This window comes from Microbacterium sp. Leaf161 (genome assembly GCF_001423645.1).
Taxonomy (GTDB): domain Bacteria; phylum Actinomycetota; class Actinomycetes; order Actinomycetales; family Microbacteriaceae; genus Microbacterium; species Microbacterium forte.
Map to the genome: position 1 here is coordinate 2349946 of NZ_LMOW01000001.1, position 17275 is coordinate 2367220.

The window sequence follows — 17275 nt, forward strand, 5'->3', positions numbered from 1 at the left end:
CCCTCATGCTGCCGCGACCTCGGAGGTGGGCTCCTTGCTGACCAGCGTGAGCACGTCGTAGGTCGCGACGAGCTCGTCGGCCTGGTTGCGGATCACCGCATCCCAGCGCACCTCGCCGTATTCGTCGGTCTCGCGCGGGGTGATCTGCTTGGCGGTGAGCTCGACGCGGATCGTGTCACCGGGGGAGACCGGCGTGATGAACCGCAGATTCTCGAGACCGTAGTTCGCGAGCACGGGGCCCGGTTCGGGGTCGACGAACAGACCGGCTGCCCACGAGACCAGCAGGTACCCGTGTGCCACACGGCCGGGGAAGAACGGGTTCGCTGCGGCCGCTGCTTCGTCCATGTGTGCGTAGAACGTGTCACCGGTGAAGTGCGCGAAGGTCTCGATGTCGTCGAGGGTGACCTCGCGCGATGCCGAGACGATCTGATCTCCGATCATGAGCTCTGCGAGCGATTTGCGGAACGGATGCCGGCCGCCGCTGTGCGCGGCGGCCCCGGCGTGCCAGACACCGGTGAGCGCGGTGAGCATCTCGGGCGATCCCTGCACCGCGGTGCGCTGCATGTGGTGCAGCACCGCGCGGATGCCGCCGAGTTCCTCCCCGCCGCCGGCCCGACCGGGCCCGCCGTGCACGAGATTCGGCAGGGGCGACCCGTGACCGGTCGAGGAGCGCGCGTCGTCGCGGTCGAGCAGCAGCATCCGACCGTTGAACGGCGCGATGCGCGTGGCAAGCTCGACTGCCTGCACCGGATCGTGCGTCGCGATGCTGGTGACGAGCGAGCCGCCGCCGCGGGCGACGAGTGCGGCGGCCTCGGCGATGGTGTCGTAGGTGAGCAGGGACGACACCGGGCCGAACGCCTCGACGGAGTGCGCGGCCTCGGACTGCGGGTCGTCGAAGCGCAGCAGCAGCGGCGAGACGAATGCGCCGTCGGGCGAGAGCCCCGTGGTTCCGTCGACGAGGCGCACCTCGGGGGCGTCCGTCGACCCGACCACGATCTGTCCGCCGGCATCCTGCAGCTTTGCGACCTGACGCAGCACCTCATCGCGCTGTGCGGTCGAGGCGAGGGGGCCCATCGTCGCGCCCTCGGCGCGGGGGTCGCCCAGCACCGTCTTCTCGGTGATGCGCGCCTGCACGGCGGCGATCACGGCATCCGCCGAGCCGGTCGGCACGATCGCGCGACGGATCGCCGTGCACTTCTGGCCGGCCTTGGTCGTCATCTCGGTGACGAGCTGGCGGACGTAGGCGTCGAACTCCGGGGTGCCCTCGACGGCGTCGGTGCCGAGCACCGAGGCGTTGATCGAGTCGGTCTCGGCGGTGAACCGCACTCCGCCGGTCTGCACGGCGGGGTGGGCCTTCAGGCTCTCGGCTGTCGAGGCGCTGCCGGTGAAGCCGACGATGTCACCGAGCCGAAGATTCTCGAAGAGGTCGGGGACGCTGCCGCTCACCAGCTGCAACGATCCGTCCGGCAGCAGGCCCGACTCGACGAGGATGCGCACCATCGCCTCGGCGAGATATCCGGTCGGGGTTGCGGGCTTCACGAGCGTCGGCATGCCGGCGAGGAAGGCCGGTGCGAACTTCTCGAGCGACCCCCACACGGGGAAGTTGAAGGCGTTGATCTGCACGGCCACTCCCGGCAGCGTCGTGTAGACGTGGCGCCCGAGGAACGAGCCGTCTTTCGAGAGCGGCTCGACGGGGCCGTCGACGTGCACGCGGCTGTTCGGCAGCTCACGGCGACCTTTGCCGGAATACGAGAACAGCACGCCGATGCCGCCGTCGATGTCGACCCAGGAGTCGCTCTTCGTCGCGCCCGTGCGCGCTGACAGCGCATAGAGCTCGTCCTTGCGCTCGGTGAGCGCCAGGGCGAACTGCTTGAGCAGCACCGCGCGCTGATGGAAGGTGAGCGCACCGAGGCTCCTCTGCCCCACGGATCGGGCATGCGCAAGCGCCCCCGCGAGGTCGAGGCCGTCGGTGGAGACGAGCGTGACCACATCGCCGGTGGACGCGTCACGGACCTCGGTGACTCGTGCGGGCGACGTCGGCGTCCACCACTCGCCCTGGATGTAGCTCGGCAGATACTCGGTCATCTCTCCTCGTTCCATACGTAGAACCCTTCGCCGCTCTTGCGGCCGAGCTTTCCTTCGGCGACCATCCGCCGCAGCAGATCCGGCGGAGCGAACCGCTCACCGAGAGTGCGTTCCAACTCCTCGGCGATGCCGAGCCGCACATCGAGTCCGACGATGTCGGTGGTGCGCAGCGGCCCCATCGGATGCCGGTATCCGAGCGTCATCGCCGCGTCGATGTCGGCGGCCGACGCGACGCCCTCTTCGAGCATCCGGATCGCCTCCAGGCCGAGCATCACGCCGAGCCGAGACGATGCGAACCCGGGGGAGTCGGTGACGACGATCGGGGTCTTGCCGAGGGAGCTCACCCATCCGGCCGCGTTCTCGACCACCGCGGCGTCGGTCGCTGCGCCTCGCACGATCTCGACGAGCGCAGACGCGGGCACAGGGTTGAAGAAGTGCAGGCCGAGGAAGCGCTCCGGACGGAGGCGGCTCGCGGCGAGATCGTCGATCGAGATCGACGAGGTGTTGCTCGCCAGGGTGGCGCCGGCGGGCATCGCCGCCTCTGCACGGGCGAGGGCCTGTTCCTTCAGGTCGCGGTCCTCGGGAACGGCTTCGATCACGAGGTCGACCGCGGCGAAGGCGGCGATGTCGAAACCGGTCGTCAGGCGGCCGGTGATCTCGACCTCTTTCAGAGCGGGATCGCGGTCGACGGATCGGCGGATGCTGTCAGCGATGCGGACCAGTGCCGCATCCGCGCTCGCCGCGTCACGTTCGACGACCGCGACGCGGGAACCCGCGAGCAGGAACGCGTGCGCGATGCCGGCGCCCATTCGCCCTCCGCCGAGCACGCCGACGGCCGCGGGTACGTGGTCGGGGCGTCTCGTCTCGCTCCGCTCGCTCGACGACCGGGTGTGGGCGTCGCTCGAGGACGGGGGCTGCTCGCTCATCGGTTCTTCCTCTCGAGGAACGCGGTCATGCGGCGGTGCTTCTCCGGCGATTCGAAGAGCTCGGCCTGCAGCTCGAGCTCGATCGCGGGATGACCTGCGCGCGGCGTGCCCAGCGCGAGCTTCGTGTATCGCGTCGCCAGCGGGTCGTTCACCGCGATCCGGTCGACGATCCCGTGCGCCGCCGCGAGCAGTTCCTCTGCCGGATGCAGCGACGAGACCAGTCCCCAGCGCAGCGCCTCCTCTGCATCGAGCGCTCGCCCTGTGAGCAGCAGCTCGCTCGCTCGCGCCGCGCCGATGATCTCGGGAAGCCGCCACGTCGCACCGGCCGCGGCGATGATGCCGAGTCCGGTCTCGGGGTTGCCGATTCGGAGGGACGGCGTCGCGATGCGGATGTCGGCGGCGTAGGCCAGCTCGGCTCCACCCCCGAGCGCGTAGCCGTCGATCGCCGCGATCACCGGCATCGGCAGCTCGTTGATGCGGATGAACGCGGTCGCGTTGATGCCGCGCCTGGCGTCATCTGCGGTGCGATCACGCAGCTGCGCGATGTCGGCGCCCGCCGCGAAGACACCGCCGGTGCCGGTGAGGATCAGCGTGCGGGGGGTCTGTTCGAGCATCGCGCACAGCTCGTGCAGCGCGTCGACCGTCTCCTGATCGATCGCGTTGCGCTTCTCGGGGCGATCGAGCGTGGCGATGACCCTGTCGTGCTGCTCCTCGATCTGCAGGCTCATGCCAGACGCTCGACGATCATGGCCGTGCCCTGTCCGACTCCGACGCACATCGTGGCGAGGCCGTATCGAGCGCCCTCGCGTTCGAGTCGACCGAGCAGGGTCACGATCAGGCGGGATCCGCTGGAACCGAGAGGATGCCCGAGCGCGATCGCACCGCCGTCGGCATTGACGATCGCCGGGTCGAGGCCGAGGCGACGGATGCAGGCGAGTGATTGCGACGCGAAAGCCTCGTTCAGTTCGACGGCGCCGAGATCGGCGATCTGCAGCCCCGCCTTCGCGAGCGCCTTCTGCGTCGCGGGCACGGGGCCCAGTCCCATGATCTCGGGTGCGAGCGCGGCGGTCGCCGAGGCGACGATGCGTGCGCGCGGTCGCAGCCCGTGTCGCTCGACGGCATCGGCGCTCGCCACGATGATCGCGGAGGCTCCGTCGTTCAGCGAGCTGGAGTTGCCGGCGGTGACGACCTCGCCGCCTGCGACCACGGCGCGCAGCTTCGCGAGTGCGTCGAGGGTGGTGTCGCGTCGCGGCCCTTCGTCGGTCTCGACGATTCCGCGGCCGGTCTCGACTCCGACGATCTCCGGCGCGAAGCGCCCCGCATCGATCGCTGCGATGGCCCGCAGATGGCTCTGCAGGGCGAAAGCATCGGCATCCGCCCGACTGATGCCGTCGACGCGTGCGACTTCCTCTGCCGTCTCGGGCATCGAGAAGGTGGCCTTCGCGCGCGCGGCGAGGCGCGGATTGGTGAAGCGCCATCCGATCGACGTGTCGAAGGCCGCGCCGGGCTTGGCCCATGCCCGCTCGGGCTTCGCCTGCACCCAGGGGGCTCGTGTCATCGACTCGACGCCACCGGCGACGATGAGGTCGGCTTCGCCCGCGCGCACGGCGTTCGCGGCGAGCGCGATGGCCGACATCCCCGAGGCGCAGAGCCGGTTCACGGTGAGCCCGGGGATCGAATCGGGCAGGCCGGCGAGGAGCACGGCCATGCGGGCGACATTGCGGTTGTCTTCGCCCGCTTGGTTCGCGGCGCCGAGGATGACCTCGTCGATCGCCTCGGCGGGGATCCCCGACCGGGTGACGGTCTCGCCGACCACGAGGGCTGCCAGATCATCGGGGCGGATGCCGGCGAGCGCGCCTCCATAGCGACCGACGGCGGTGCGGACCCCGTCGACGAGATAGGCCTCGGACATCGTCATCCTCTCGAACGCCCACGCTGGCGATAATTTCAGACCGATCGGTCAGGAATACGATCTCAGATCCTCGGACGGATGGCAACTCACCGGGACTGACAGACTGGAGCCATGGCGCAGCTCGGATTCGACGCGCCGGCCCCCAAACGCGGCCGGCCAGGCTATGACCGTGAGCAGGTGCTCGCTGTCGCGGTCAAGGTGTTCAACGAGCAGGGCTACGACGCGACCAGCGTCGCCGATCTCAGTGCCACGCTCGGCCTCACGAAGTCGGCGCTGTACCACCACTTCGAGTCGAAGTCGGCGATCCTCGAGCTCGCGCTGAACGATGCCCTCGACGCCCTCGAGTCCGTCGTGGACGACGCGACGGCGCGGCATCCGCTCGCCTCCGATCGCCTGCGATCGATCATCCGTGGGGCCGTGCGTGTGCTCACCGAGAAGTTGCCGTCGGTCACACTGCTGCTGCGTGTGCGCGGCAATGGCGATGTCGAGACCTCCGCGCTGGTGCGACGACGCGCCTTCGATCAGCGGGTGACGGCGATCGTCGCCGAAGCCCAGGCCGAGGGGCTCATCCGCGACGACGTGGATGCCGCGGTCGCGACCAGGCTCATCTTCGGCATGATCAACTCGGTCGTCGAGTGGTATCGCCCCGGCGGGCCCGTCGACCCCGAAGAGCTCGGCGAGGACATCCTGCGGGTGAGCCTGGACGGACTGCAGTCGCGCTGACCGACTAGTCGTCGGCCGGAGCCACTCGCGGAGGCCAGCTGGTCGCTCCGAGCTCGCGCGAGATGTTGCGGGCAGTCTCTCGGAGCGCGTTCAGCACGGCGTCGGAGGCGGGAGACTGCGAGGTGGGCATCACGACCGCGACCGCGGCGACGATGTCGTTCGATGCGTCGGCGACCGGTGCGGCGACGGACGATTCTCCGAGCACCGCTTCGTCGGTCTCGGACGCACTGCCTCGTTCGGCGATCGCGGGGAGCTCGAGCATCAGTCTGGCGATGTCGGTGATCGTGTCGCCGGTGAGACTGTGCAGTGGCCGTTCGAAGACGGTGCGTTGGAAGCCGAGGTCGTGTGCGAGCAGCACTTTTCCCATCGCCGAGGCGTGAGCGGGGATCGCGACGCCGGTCTCGAGCATCTGCTGGCTGTCGTCCGGGCGCAGATCGTGGTGGATGACGAGCACCTCGTGAAAATGCGGAGCACCGAGCCGCACCGGAAGATTGGTGCGCCGCGCGAGCTCCTGCGTCCACCGCATCGCCCGTGCCCTGACATCGAGCGTGTCGAGGTAGACGTTGCTGAGGCGCAACAGCGTCGGGCCGAGCATGTAACGCTGCCCGCCGCGCTCTTTCGCGACCAGCCCGTGCTCCCGCAGTGATTTGACGATCCCGTGCACGGTCGATGGCGGAAGGCTCAATGCGAGAGCGAGATCGGTGATGCCGAGATGGCGCGCGCCCTGCAGCAGCTCGAGGACCTTCGCGGCGCGGTCGATGGCCTGGATCACGGTGCGTCCTCCCTCCGGCTCGTCATCGAGCCGGGCCGTCGTGTCGTCTGTCCGAGTCGATCTTGACAACTCGACTGCGCCCGAGCATATTCGACATTGACGAATAACTTTCCAATATTGCGAAAGATCGCCACCGCAGAGATCAAGGGAGATCGAACGATGAAGAAGCTCATCAACAACCCCGCCGATGTGCTGGTCGAGTCGCTGCGAGGCGTCGCCCTCGCGCATCCCGAGCTGTCGGTCGACCTCGAGACGCACGTGATCACGCGCGCGACGCCGAAGGCGCAGGGCAAGGTCGCGGTGGTCTCCGGTGGCGGGTCCGGACACGAACCGCTGCATGGCGGCTACGTGGGGGTGGGCATGCTCGATGCGGCGGTCGCCGGCGAGCTGTTCACCTCACCGACGCCCGACCGCGTGCAAGCGGCGACCAAGGCCGTCGACCGCGGCGCCGGCGTGCTGCACATCGTCAAGAACTACACCGGTGACGTGCTGAACTTCGAGATGGCCGCCGAGCTCGCATCGATGGAGGGCATCGAGGTCGGCACCGTGATCGTCGACGACGACGTCGCCGTGCAGGACTCTCTCTACACGGCCGGGCGTCGTGGTGTCGGACTGACCGTGCTGCTCGAGAAGCTGGTCGGCGCGGCGGCCGAAGAAGGACAGGATCTCGCCGCGGTCGTCGAGCTCGCGACGCGCATCAACAGTCAAGGCCGCTCGATGGGGATGGCGCTCACGAGCTGCACGGTTCCCGCAGCGGGCAAACCCACGTTCGACCTGCCCGAGGACCAGATGGAGATCGGCATCGGCATTCACGGCGAACCCGGTCGGCATCGCGAGCCGCTGGCCCCCGCATCCGAGATCGCCCGCCAGCTCGTCGAGCCGATCCTCGCCGACCTCGACGCTGCCGGACCCGCGATCGTGATGCTCAACGGCATGGGCGGATCGCCGCTGATCGAGCTTTATCTGATGTACGGCGAGGTCGCGTCGTTGCTCGAGAAGGCGGGGGTGCAGATCGCTCGCAACCTGGTCGGCGACTACATCACGTCGCTCGACATGGCCGGGTGCTCGCTCACGGTGCTGAAGGCCGACGATGAGCTGCTGCGACTGTGGGATGCCCCGGTGAACACGCCAGGACTGCGATGGGGAGCATGATGGCGGCGATCGACACCGCGGCCCTCGTCGACTGGATCCGGCGGTTCCGCGACGTGGTCGCCGAGAAGCGCGAATGGCTCACCGAGCTCGACTCGGCGATCGGCGACGCGGACCACGGCGCGAACATGGCCCGTGGCATGGACGCGGTCGTGGCGAAGCTCGACTCGGCGGTGCCGCCCACCGTCGACGAGCTGCTCAAGACCGTCGGCATGACGCTCGTGAGCTCGGTCGGAGGTGCCAGCGGGCCCTTGTACGGAACCCTGTTCCTGCGCATGGGGATGGCGGCCGGCCCTGTGAACGAACTCGATGCCGCCGGGCTCGCAGCCTCGCTGCGAGCGGGTCTCGACGGGATCGTCGCGCGAGGCAAGGCCGAAGCCGGCGACAAGACCATGTTCGACGCGATGGCGCCCGCCGTGGATGCACTCGATGCGGCGATCGCAGGCGGGGCGGATCTCGCAGCGGCGACGGCTGCGGCTGCCGATGCTGCGGCTGCGGGGCGTGACGCCACGGAGCCGCTGGTGGCACGCAAGGGACGCGCGAGCTACCTCGGTGAGCGCAGCGCAGGTCACATCGATCCGGGTGCGGCGTCCACGACGCTGCTGTTCGAGGCGCTCGCCCAGGCCACCGCGGAATCGTCCTGATGGTCGGCATCGTCGCCGTCTCCCACAGCGCTCGACTCGGGGAGGCGGCCCTGGAGCTTGCCCAGCAGATGGTGCGAGGCGGGGGAGCGCGCGTCCTGGTGGCGGCCGGCGCGGGGACGGATGCCGACGGCGCAGCCGTCCTCGGAACGGATGCCGTCGCGGTCGCCGCGGCCATCGACGAACTGGCGGCCGACTGCGACGGCGTGCTGGTGCTCATGGACCTCGGCTCGGCGGTGCTGAGCGCGGAGCTGGCGCTCGAGCTGCGCATGAGCGACGTGCCCGTTCGCCTCACGCCCGCGCCGTTCGTGGAAGGGCTGCTCGCCGCAGTCGTGTCTGCGGCGGCGGGCGCATCGCTCGAGGTCGTGGCTGAGGAGGCGTCCGCTGCGCTCGGCGCGAAGACCGGCCAGCTCGGCGACCCGGACGAACCTGGCGCGCTCGCCGCGCCGACGCTCGCACCGACGCTCGGGCCGATCGACGCGGTGACCCGCGTGGTCACCGTGCGCAACCCGCTCGGCATCCATGCTCGTCCGGCTGCGCTGATCGCCGAGGCCTCCGCAGGGGCGGATGTGCGGCTCACGCGGCTGCCGGATGGGCCGGAGGCCGCGGGCGCCAGCCTGTCGAGACTGCTGATGCTCGGCGCCAGGCAGGGCGACGAGGTGCGGCTGTCCGCGACCGGGGCGGACGCCGAGCTCGCCATCCATCGACTGGTCGCGCTGTTCGACGAGGGGTTCGGTGAAGGAACCGCGGTCGCCGCGCCCCCGAGAGAGGTCGTGCGCACGCGGTCGACCGAGTCGGCGGTGAGCGCGGCGCCCGTGGTGTCCGGGACGGTGCTGAGCGGGCGAGGCGTGAGCGCCGGGCGGGCAGCAGCGCAGGCCGTGCTGCTGGCTGCGCCACTCGACGAGCCCGACCCGGGCCTGACGGTCGATGCGGCTGACCGTGAGAGCGAGGTGTCGGCGATCGAGTGGGCAGCCGTCGCGGTGGCGGATCAGCTCCGCCGCCGCACATCGGCGGCGACCGGAGAGGCTCGAGCGATCCTCGATGCTTCGCGTCTGCTCGCCTCAGACCCCGAGCTCGTCGCAGATGCGACGTCGCTCGTCCGATCGAAGGGGCGCACCGCCGCCCGCGCCGTCTGGGAGACGGCTCTCGCGCACGAGAAGGCGGTCAGAGCCTTGGGCGGTCGGATGGCCGAGCGTGCCGCCGACATCCGTGACGTCCGAGACCGGATCATCGCCGAGATCCTCGAGGTCGAGATGCCCGGTGTTCCGGAGCGGGATGAGCCTTTCGTGCTCGTGGCCACCGACCTCGCACCCGCCGACACGGCCGCCCTGGACGGCGGCAACTGCGTCGCTCTGGTGACCGAGCAGGGCGGGCCCACATCGCACACCGCGATCATCGCCCGCTCACTCGGAATCCCCGCGGTCGTCGGGGTCGGCGGGGCCACGGGCATCGCATCCGGCGCCGACCTGCTCGTCGACGGCGACCGGGGCACGGTCGAGGTCGACCCGAGCCGTTCCAGGATCGCCGAGGCGCAGGCCGCGTCGATCGTCGTGCCTTTCGACGGAGAGGGCGTGCTCGCGGACGGGCGCCGGATCGCACTGCTCGCCAACGTCGGCGGCGCGGCCGAAGCGGTGGCGGCTGCGGCATCGAAGGCAGAGGGAGTGGGTCTCTTCCGCACCGAGTTCTGCTTCCTCGACCGCACCGATGCGCCGTCGGTCGACGAGCAGGTCGACGCCTACCGAGGCGTCCTCGCGGCTTTCCCGGGGCGGAAGGTCGTCGTGCGCACGCTCGACGCGGGCAGCGACAAGCCGCTGCCGTTCGCCAACGCCGACACGGAGGAGAACCCCGCTCTCGGAGTCCGCGGTCTGCGGATCGCACGGCGATCACCCGCGCTGCTTGATGATCAGCTGCGGGCCCTCGCGCTCGCGGCAGCGGCGGAGTCGGCGCTCGTCGAGGTGATGGCTCCGATGGTGGCCACGGTCGATGAGGCGCGCGACTTCGCAGACCGTGCGCGGGCGGCCGGGCTCGAGAAGGTGGGAGTGATGGTCGAGACGCCCTCCGCCGCGCTCCTCGCCTCTGAGATCCTCGAGGTCGTCGACTTCGTCAGCATCGGAACCAATGACCTCGCCCAGTACACGCTCGCCGCGGACCGACTGCTCGGCGAGCTGGGCGACTTGAACGATCCGTGGCAGCCGGCCGTGTTGCGATTGATCGGCCAAGCGGGTGCTGCCGGACGCCGGTGGAACCTGCCGGTGGGCGTGTGCGGCGAGGCCGGTGCCGATCCCACTCTGGCCGCGGTGCTGGTCGGCCTCGGGGTCACCTCCCTGTCGATGACGCCCCGCGCGCTGGGCCGTGTCGCGGCGGCGCTGGCAGACGTCACGGGTGATCAGTGCGATGCCGCCGCGGTAGCGGTGCTGAGAGCGGCGACCGCGGCCGATGCCCGCGCCGCTGCGGCCGCTGCGCTCAGCGGCGACTGAAGGGTTCACGTCGTCCGACTCCGATCAGGCGGATATATGCGATATCCGGCATGCTCTTCCTCTCGTTCTGATCTCGACATGCGCGCGCCCCTGGTCGAAGGTGCCGCGGCGCCTTAGGCTCCGGGGAGGGGGCGCCCGCAGCGGCGCATGACGAGTCGGAGGATGCACATGACTGTCTTCACCACGTGTCGAGCGCGAATGATGCTCGCATCGATCGGGATCGGCGCGCTGGTGGCTCTGAGCGCCTGCGCCCCGACTCCTCAGGCCTCGCCGTCGCCCTCGCCCTCGCCGTCTCCGTCGACCGCGTCCCCCGAGCCCTACGCTGGACCGATCGCGTTCGTCGGAGACGAACTCGACGCGTTCGCGCTCACCCCTGAGGAGATCGTGGGGATCGTGCCGGAGGCCACCGAGGTCGGTGATCCTTCGCCGATGCTCGAACAGGTGTCGGATGGTGGAGGTCTCGCTGCGGACCCGCCGATCTGCGATGCCCTCTACGCCGAGCAGTCGCTTGGCAGCGTCGGGGCGAGGACGGTCGAATGGCAGGTGCCGACGGATCCCGCCAATGGGTTCGGCCGGCTGACGATCATGCAGTTCGCTGATGAGGCCCAGGCCGAGGGGCGAATGGATCAGCTGCTCCAGGCTGCCGAGCAGTGCGCCGAGTTCGCCAAAGAGGGAACCATCACTTTCGATGCCGCGATTCCGGAACCCTCCGAGGATGTCCGAGCCTTCGCGGGGTCGTTGGTCGACGCGGGGCTCGACTGGCGGTCGTTCGGCGCATTCGCGTCGACCGGAAACGTGATCGTCCAGCTCTGGCAGCCCTTCAGCGGTGATCGCGGCTTCGACGCTGAAGCCGCCGCCCTGCTGCTGCAGACCCGCGCCGACGAGGCGAGGTCGGGGCTGATCGACGAGCTCACCGAGAACCCGCCTGTCGCCGAGACCGATCCGTCGGGAGACCCCGGAGCCGTGTGGAGCGAGTGGCAGATCGGTGTCGGCGGGGTGGGCCCGCTCCGCCTCGGCGACTCGGTCGATGCCGCTCTCGCCACAGCGGGCGAGGATGCGCAGGTCATGGAGCCGGAGTACGACGGCGGACCGTGGAGGCTCGTCGCGCCCGGGGGCGCGGGGTCCATCCTGGTGCAGCCCGTCGAGGCCGGTGACGCGGTGTGGTCGATCACCGTCGGCAGCGATCGCAGCCTCGATGAGTCGGTCGACGACGGAGCGGCGCTGCCGCACCGGGGAGACATCCGCCTCGGCGCTCCCGTGGCGGATGCGATGGCCGCCTACCCCGGGGGCACCGTCGTCGATGTCGCGGCGTCAGGCGATGACTTCTACGCCGTCGCGACGCGTGACGGCCAGGTCTTCCGGTTCCAGGCCGACCGCGATGTCGTCGAGGAGGGGTCGATGATCGTCGGCATCACGGTCGAGGACGCCACAGCCCGCACGCCGCTCGTCTTCGGCTGACGGCGGGCCGGTCGTTCCACCGACCGACCCGCCGCCCGGCCGTGTCAGCGGCTCCGTCAGGCGTGCAGGTCGACGCCCTTCGTCTCCTTCACCACCGTCACTGCGATGAGGGAGATCAGTGCTGCGGCGGCGATGTAGACGCCGATCGTCCACGCCGCGCGGAACTGGTTCATCAGCGTCTCTGCGATCATCGGAGCGAACGCTCCGCCGAGAATGGCGCCCAGTGCATATCCGATGGAGACACCCGAGTAGCGGACGTTGGCCGGGAACATCTCGGCGTAGAGGGCCGCCTGCGGGCCGTAGGAGAGCCCGAGTGCGAACGTCATCACGAACAGTGCCACGAAGTACCAGAAGATGTTCGCCGTATCGATCAGGAACCACATCGGCACAGCCCAGAGCGCGAGTGCGATGTAGCCGATCTGGAAGGTGCGGACCCGCCCGAGACGATCGGAGAGGTGACCGCCCCAGAGCGTGAAGATGAGCCATCCGAACGAGGCCAGCGTCGTCGCCAGCAGCACGGGAGGACGCTCCATGCCGAGAGCGGTGACAGCGTAGGTGGCGAAGAACGCGATGAGCAGGTAGCCGGCGGCGTTGTTTCCGATGAAGATCAGTGCGGTGAGAACGACCTGCTTGGTGTTCTTGCGGAACAGGCGGCCCAGCGGTGCCGAGGCCTCCTGACGGCGGCGCCGTAGATCTTCGAAGACCGGGCTCTCATCGACTGCGCGCCTGATCACGTAGCCGACGGCGATCAGCACGATCGACATGAGGAACGGGATCCGCCAGCCCCACTCGAGGAACGCCTCGGGTGACATCGAGCTCGTCAGCACCCAGAGTGTCGCTGTCGCGAGGATCATGCCGATCGGAACACCGATCTGCGGGAAGGCGCCGAAGAGTCCGCGTCGGCTCGTGGGCGCGTGCTCGACGGCCATCAGCGCCGCGCCGCCCCATTCACCGCCGGCCGAGAACCCCTGCAGGATGCGGAGCACGATGAGCAGGATCGGAGCCGCGACACCGATCGCCGCGTAGGTCGGCAGCAGGCCGATCAGGGAGGTGGAGAGCCCCATCATCACGAGCGTGAAGACGAGCATCCTCTTGCGGCCCAGCTTGTCGCCGAGGTGCCCGGCGACGATGGCTCCGAGGGGGCGGAAGAGGAAGGAGATTCCGATCGTGGCGAAGGACAGGATCTGCGCGAACCCCTTGTTCTCCTCGGCGATCGGAGCGAGGAAGAGCGGAGCGAGCACGAGGCCCGCGGCTTGCGCGTAGATGAAGAAGTCGTACCACTCGATCGAGGTGCCGACCAGGGTGCTGGCGAGCACCCGCCGTTCCTCGGCGGGCATTCTCGTTCTCGTGCTGTCTGCGGAGACTGCTGACGTCATGCGAACTCCATTGTTCTGCGGGTGGGGGAGAGAGCGACGACGTGCCGCTCCGAATCACTTACCGAATGATCGGTCAGTAATTGACGAGAGTAGCGCACGCCGACCCGCGGCCCAAGCACTGCGTCCATGGCGGCGCAGGAGTGCGACGTGCGTGGCCCTCACACCCGCCCGAATGCACGCAGCGGATGCTCGATGAGCTCGGTCACTCGACGCAGGAAGCCGGCGGCGTATCCGCCGTCGCACACCCGGTGGTCGAACACCAGCGAGATCTGCACGATGCGGCGGGGGACGATCTGCCCGTCGATCACCCACGGCCGCTCGATGATGCGACCGATTCCGAGGATCGCGACGTCGGGGTGGTTGATGATCGCGGCTGAGCCGTCGACCCCGAGTCCGCCGTAGTTGTTCAGGGTGAACGTCGATCCGCGCAGGCGCTCCGGCGGCATCGACCCGGATCGGGCTGCAGTCGTCAGGTCGCGCAGCGCCGCGTCGAGCTGCTCGACGGAGAGCTCGTGGGCGCGGGGGACGACCGGAACGACGAGCCCGCGTGCGGTGTCGGCGGCGACGCCGAGATTGACGCCCTCGAACGAGATGAGCTCTGAGGCATCGTCGCTCAGTCGAGATGCCAGCACCGGATGATCCTCCAGGGCGAGCAGCACGAAGCGCGCGATGAGGGCTGTGAGCGAGGGGGCTCTGCCGCCCTCGGGAGCCATGCCGGCGCGCAGCGTCCACAGCTCGGTGGCGTCGACGTCGACCCACACGGTCGCCTCGGGGATCTCGGAGCGGCTGCGGCTGAGTTTCGCGCTCACGGCGCGGCGCAGAGCCGACAGACGCTCGCGCGAGACCACGGCGAGGCCGTCGAGGCTCTGCCCGCTCGCGCTGCGATGCTGTGCGGCTGCGCCGTCGACGGCATCGTCGACGGCCGCGGCCAGGACGTCGGCGCGGGTGATCGAGCCGTCGTGTCCGGTCGGGGTGATCTCGTGCACGTCGAGCCCGAGATCTCGCGCCAGGCGGCGGACGAGCGGTGAGCGCACGGCCACCGTGCGCCGCGAGGCGGTCGTCGGCGGGGCGGGAACGCCAGGCTCCGTCGGCGTCGGCTCGGGCAGCGTCGCTTCTGCCGAGGGAGCGGCATCACGGACGCCCGACGTCGGGACCACGGTCGCCCGCGCACGACGACGACCGGTCGTCACGCGGTCGGAGGTGCCGTAGCCGATCAGGACGTTGCCCGAGCCCGCCCGCTCCTCTTCTCGGTAGGCCGCGTGCTCTGCGGCATCCGACCCGTTCGGTGCGCCCGAGTCGGTCGTGCTCGCCGGCTGCGTCGCATCGGAGACCTCGAGAACCGGGGCGCCGACGTCGATCGTCTCGCCAGGCTCTCCGTGCAGGGCGGTCACGACTCCCGCGAAGGGGGAGGGCAGCTCGACGATGCTCTTGGCCGTCTCGACCTCGGCGATCGCCTGGTCGGTGACGATGGTGTCGCCGACCGCGACCAGCCACTGCACGAGGCCCGCCTCGGTCAGGCCCTCGCCGAGATCGGGGAGCCGGAAGACGCGGGTGGTGAGTGCGGTCATGACGCGTCCTCCCAGTGCAGCGAGTCGATCGCGTCGAGGACGCGGTCGACATCGGGCAGGTACCAGTGCTCGAGCTTCGGCGGCGCATACGGGGTGTCGAAACCGGTGACACGTCGCACCGGCGCCTCCAGATATTCGAAGCAGCGCTCGAACACCCGTGCCTGGATCTCGGAGGCGACGCTGGCGAAACCAGGGGCCTCGGCGATCACGACCGCTCGTCCGGTCGCACGCACGGCGGCCATCACCGTCTCGTCATCGAAGGGAGACAGCGAGCGGATGTCGATGACCTGCACGCTGCGCCCCTCGGATGCCGCGACGTCTGCCGCCTCGAGAGCGAGCGGCACCGAGGCGCCATAGGCGATCAGGGTGACATCCGTGCCGTCGCGGGCGACCCTGGCGGTGCCGATCTCGGCGAGCACCGAGGTGTCGACCTCGCCCTTCGTCCAATACAGCTTCTTCGGTTCGAGGAAGATCACCGGGTCGGGCGAGGCGATCGCCGCTCGCAGCATCGAGTACGCGTCCTGCGGCGTCGACGGACTCACGACCGTGAGCCCGGGGGTATGGGCGTAATACGCCTCGGACGAGTCGCAGTGGTGCTCGACTCCGCCGATGCCGCCGCCGAACGGGATGCGGATCACGAGCGGCATCCGCACGGCGCCGCGCGTGCGGTTGCCGAGCTTCGCGACGTGGCTGACGATCTGCTCGAACGCGGGAAGCGCGAAGGCGTCGAACTGCAGCTCGACGACGGGCCTCATGCCGTTCATCGCCATGCCGACGGCTGTGCCGACGATGCCGGATTCGGCGAGTGGGGTGTCGAAGCAGCGATCCTCGCCGAACCGCGCGGTGAGCCCGTCGGTGATCCGGAAGACGCCTCCGAGCGCGCCGACGTCTTCGCCGAACACCACGACCTCCGGATCGCTCTCGATCGCGTCCGCGAGGGCGAGATTCAGAGCGGCGGCCATGCTCATGGTCGATACGGCCGCGACACGCATGTCGACGCGGACGTCGTCGTGGGCGATGGTCATCGTGCACCTCCTGCGGGTTCGTGCGTGCGCTCGATCTCGCCCCTCAGCAGGTGCCACTGTTCTTCTCGCTGCGGCGAGCGAGACTCGGTGACGAAGCGGAAGAGGTCTTCGGGGTCGATGTCGGCATCCGTGTTGAGCGCCTCCCGCATCGCCGCGGCCGTCTGCTCGGCGCGGTCGGCGTACTCCGCCTCGAGCTCTTCCGTGAGCGCGCCCGTGCCGGTGAGGTACGTGCGCAGACGTGTCAGCGGATCACGCGCGACCCACGCCTGGACCTCCGCGCGCTCGCGATAGCGGGTGTCGTCGTCGGCGTTCGTGTGCGCCTGCATCCGGTAGGTGTGCGCTTCGATGAGCGTCGGTCCGCCGCCGGCGCGCGCCCGATCGACCGCATCGCCGAGCACTGCCAGCACTGCGGCGACGTCGTTGCCGTCGAGGCGCTGCCCCGGCATCCCGTAGCCGATCGCCTTGTGGGCGAGGGAGGGCGCCGCGGTCTGACGACTGAGCGGCACGGAGATCGCGAACTCGTTGTTCTGCACGAAGAAGACGACGGGCACGTGGAAGACCGCGGCGAAGTTCATGGCCTCATGGAAGTCGCCCTCGCTGGTCGCGCCGTCACCGCACAGGGCAACGACCACGGTGCTCTCGCCGCGCCTCTTCGCGGCATACGCGAAGCCGACCGCGTGCAGGAGCTGCGTGGCGAGGGGAGTCGCCTGAGGAGCGACGTGGTGCGCCCGCACGTCGTAGCCCGAATGCCAGTCGCCCTTGAGGAGCACCATCGCGTCGGCCGGGGCGACGCCGCGCGCGACGACCGCCACCGAGTCGCGGTACGTGGGGAAGAGCCAGTCGTCATCGGAGAGAGCGAGAGCGACGCCGATCTGGCAGGCCTCCTGACCGTGCGATGACGGGTAGACGGCCAGGCGACCCTGCCGCACGAGAGCGCTGGCCTGGTCGTTGATGCGTCGACCCTCGACGAGACCCCGATAGGCGGCGAGCAGGGCTTCGGCGTCCGGCAGCGCGTAGCGCTCGTCCTCGACGACCCTGCCGTCTGCATCGATGAGCTGGATCGCTGTGTCGCGCGGCAGCAGATCTGCGTGTTCCATCCGTTCGCCCTCCTTGCCGAACCCGATGAGGACAGCATGCGCCCCGGCAGACAGTCGTCCAAGAAC

At 69.6% G+C, this 17275-nt stretch carries 14 protein-coding genes; 5 read left to right on the plus strand and 9 right to left on the minus strand.

The genetic code is table 11. The features are described from left to right. Window positions 1-3 precede the first annotated feature (3 nt). From paaZ to ASF87_RS11215, 4 genes are read right to left on the minus strand one after another with little or no spacing between them, the layout of a single operon-like run. Window positions 4-2085 carry a phenylacetic acid degradation bifunctional protein PaaZ gene (gene paaZ, locus ASF87_RS11200; protein WP_082508845.1) on the minus strand — a complete coding sequence of 694 codons (2082 nt, stop codon included), beginning with the start codon at window positions 2083-2085 and terminating at the stop codon, window positions 4-6. Further along, complete coding sequence (locus ASF87_RS11205; RefSeq protein ID WP_082508846.1) at window positions 2082-3011, minus strand: 3-hydroxyacyl-CoA dehydrogenase family protein; 930 nt, start codon at window positions 3009-3011, stop codon at window positions 2082-2084. Before ASF87_RS11205 ends, paaZ begins: the two co-directional genes overlap by 4 nt. Beyond that, complete coding sequence (locus ASF87_RS11210; protein WP_056375927.1) at window positions 3008-3739, minus strand: enoyl-CoA hydratase/isomerase family protein; 732 nt, start codon at window positions 3737-3739, stop codon at window positions 3008-3010. Before ASF87_RS11210 ends, ASF87_RS11205 begins: the two co-directional genes overlap by 4 nt. After that, a complete protein-coding gene (locus tag ASF87_RS11215; protein ID WP_056376470.1) occupies window positions 3736-4923 on the minus strand; it encodes a thiolase family protein in 1188 nt (395 codons plus the stop codon). The genes ASF87_RS11210 and ASF87_RS11215 overlap by 4 nt, the downstream gene beginning before the upstream one ends. A 111-nt stretch (window positions 4924-5034) precedes the next feature. On the opposite strand from ASF87_RS11215, the gene ASF87_RS11220 reads away from it, so the two are divergent. Beyond that, window positions 5035-5646 carry a TetR/AcrR family transcriptional regulator gene (locus ASF87_RS11220; RefSeq protein ID WP_056375928.1) on the plus strand — a complete coding sequence of 204 codons (612 nt, stop codon included), beginning with the start codon at window positions 5035-5037 and terminating at the stop codon, window positions 5644-5646. 4 nt (window positions 5647-5650) lie between these two features. On the opposite strand, the gene ASF87_RS11225 is transcribed toward ASF87_RS11220, so the two are convergent. After that, window positions 5651-6418 carry an IclR family transcriptional regulator gene (locus ASF87_RS11225; protein ID WP_056375930.1) on the minus strand — a complete coding sequence of 256 codons (768 nt, stop codon included), beginning with the start codon at window positions 6416-6418 and terminating at the stop codon, window positions 5651-5653. Between the two features lie 159 nt (window positions 6419-6577). Between ASF87_RS11225 and dhaK the strand changes: the two genes are divergently transcribed. From dhaK to ASF87_RS11245, 4 genes are all read left to right on the plus strand, one after another. After that, a complete protein-coding gene (gene dhaK / locus ASF87_RS11230) occupies window positions 6578-7570 on the plus strand; it encodes a dihydroxyacetone kinase subunit DhaK (RefSeq protein WP_056376471.1) in 993 nt (330 codons plus the stop codon). Then, on the plus strand, window positions 7570-8211 hold the full coding sequence (gene dhaL, locus ASF87_RS11235) for a dihydroxyacetone kinase subunit DhaL (protein WP_157550103.1): 642 nt from the start codon (window positions 7570-7572) through the stop codon (window positions 8209-8211). Before dhaK ends, dhaL begins: the two co-directional genes overlap by 1 nt. Next, on the plus strand, window positions 8211-10685 hold the full coding sequence (gene ptsP / locus ASF87_RS11240) for a phosphoenolpyruvate--protein phosphotransferase (protein WP_082508847.1): 2475 nt from the start codon (window positions 8211-8213) through the stop codon (window positions 10683-10685). Before dhaL ends, ptsP begins: the two co-directional genes overlap by 1 nt. Before the next feature lie 168 nt (window positions 10686-10853). After that, window positions 10854-12143 carry a hypothetical protein gene (locus tag ASF87_RS11245; protein WP_157550058.1) on the plus strand — a complete coding sequence of 430 codons (1290 nt, stop codon included), beginning with the start codon at window positions 10854-10856 and terminating at the stop codon, window positions 12141-12143. 56 nt (window positions 12144-12199) lie between these two features. On the opposite strand, the gene ASF87_RS11250 is transcribed toward ASF87_RS11245, so the two are convergent. The 4 genes from ASF87_RS11250 to pdhA form a co-directional block, all read right to left on the minus strand. Then, a complete protein-coding gene (locus ASF87_RS11250) occupies window positions 12200-13519 on the minus strand; it encodes an MFS transporter (RefSeq protein ID WP_056375934.1) in 1320 nt (439 codons plus the stop codon). Between the two features lie 158 nt (window positions 13520-13677). Next, on the minus strand, window positions 13678-15087 hold the full coding sequence (locus tag ASF87_RS11255; protein WP_056375936.1) for a dihydrolipoamide acetyltransferase family protein: 1410 nt from the start codon (window positions 15085-15087) through the stop codon (window positions 13678-13680). Beyond that, on the minus strand, window positions 15084-16112 hold the full coding sequence (locus ASF87_RS11260) for an alpha-ketoacid dehydrogenase subunit beta (RefSeq protein ID WP_200933722.1): 1029 nt from the start codon (window positions 16110-16112) through the stop codon (window positions 15084-15086). Before ASF87_RS11260 ends, ASF87_RS11255 begins: the two co-directional genes overlap by 4 nt. After that, window positions 16109-17209: a pyruvate dehydrogenase (acetyl-transferring) E1 component subunit alpha gene (pdhA, locus tag ASF87_RS11265; RefSeq protein WP_056375937.1), complete on the minus strand. Its 1101-nt coding sequence runs from the start codon at window positions 17207-17209 to the stop codon at window positions 16109-16111. Before pdhA ends, ASF87_RS11260 begins: the two co-directional genes overlap by 4 nt. Window positions 17210-17275 lie beyond the last annotated feature (66 nt).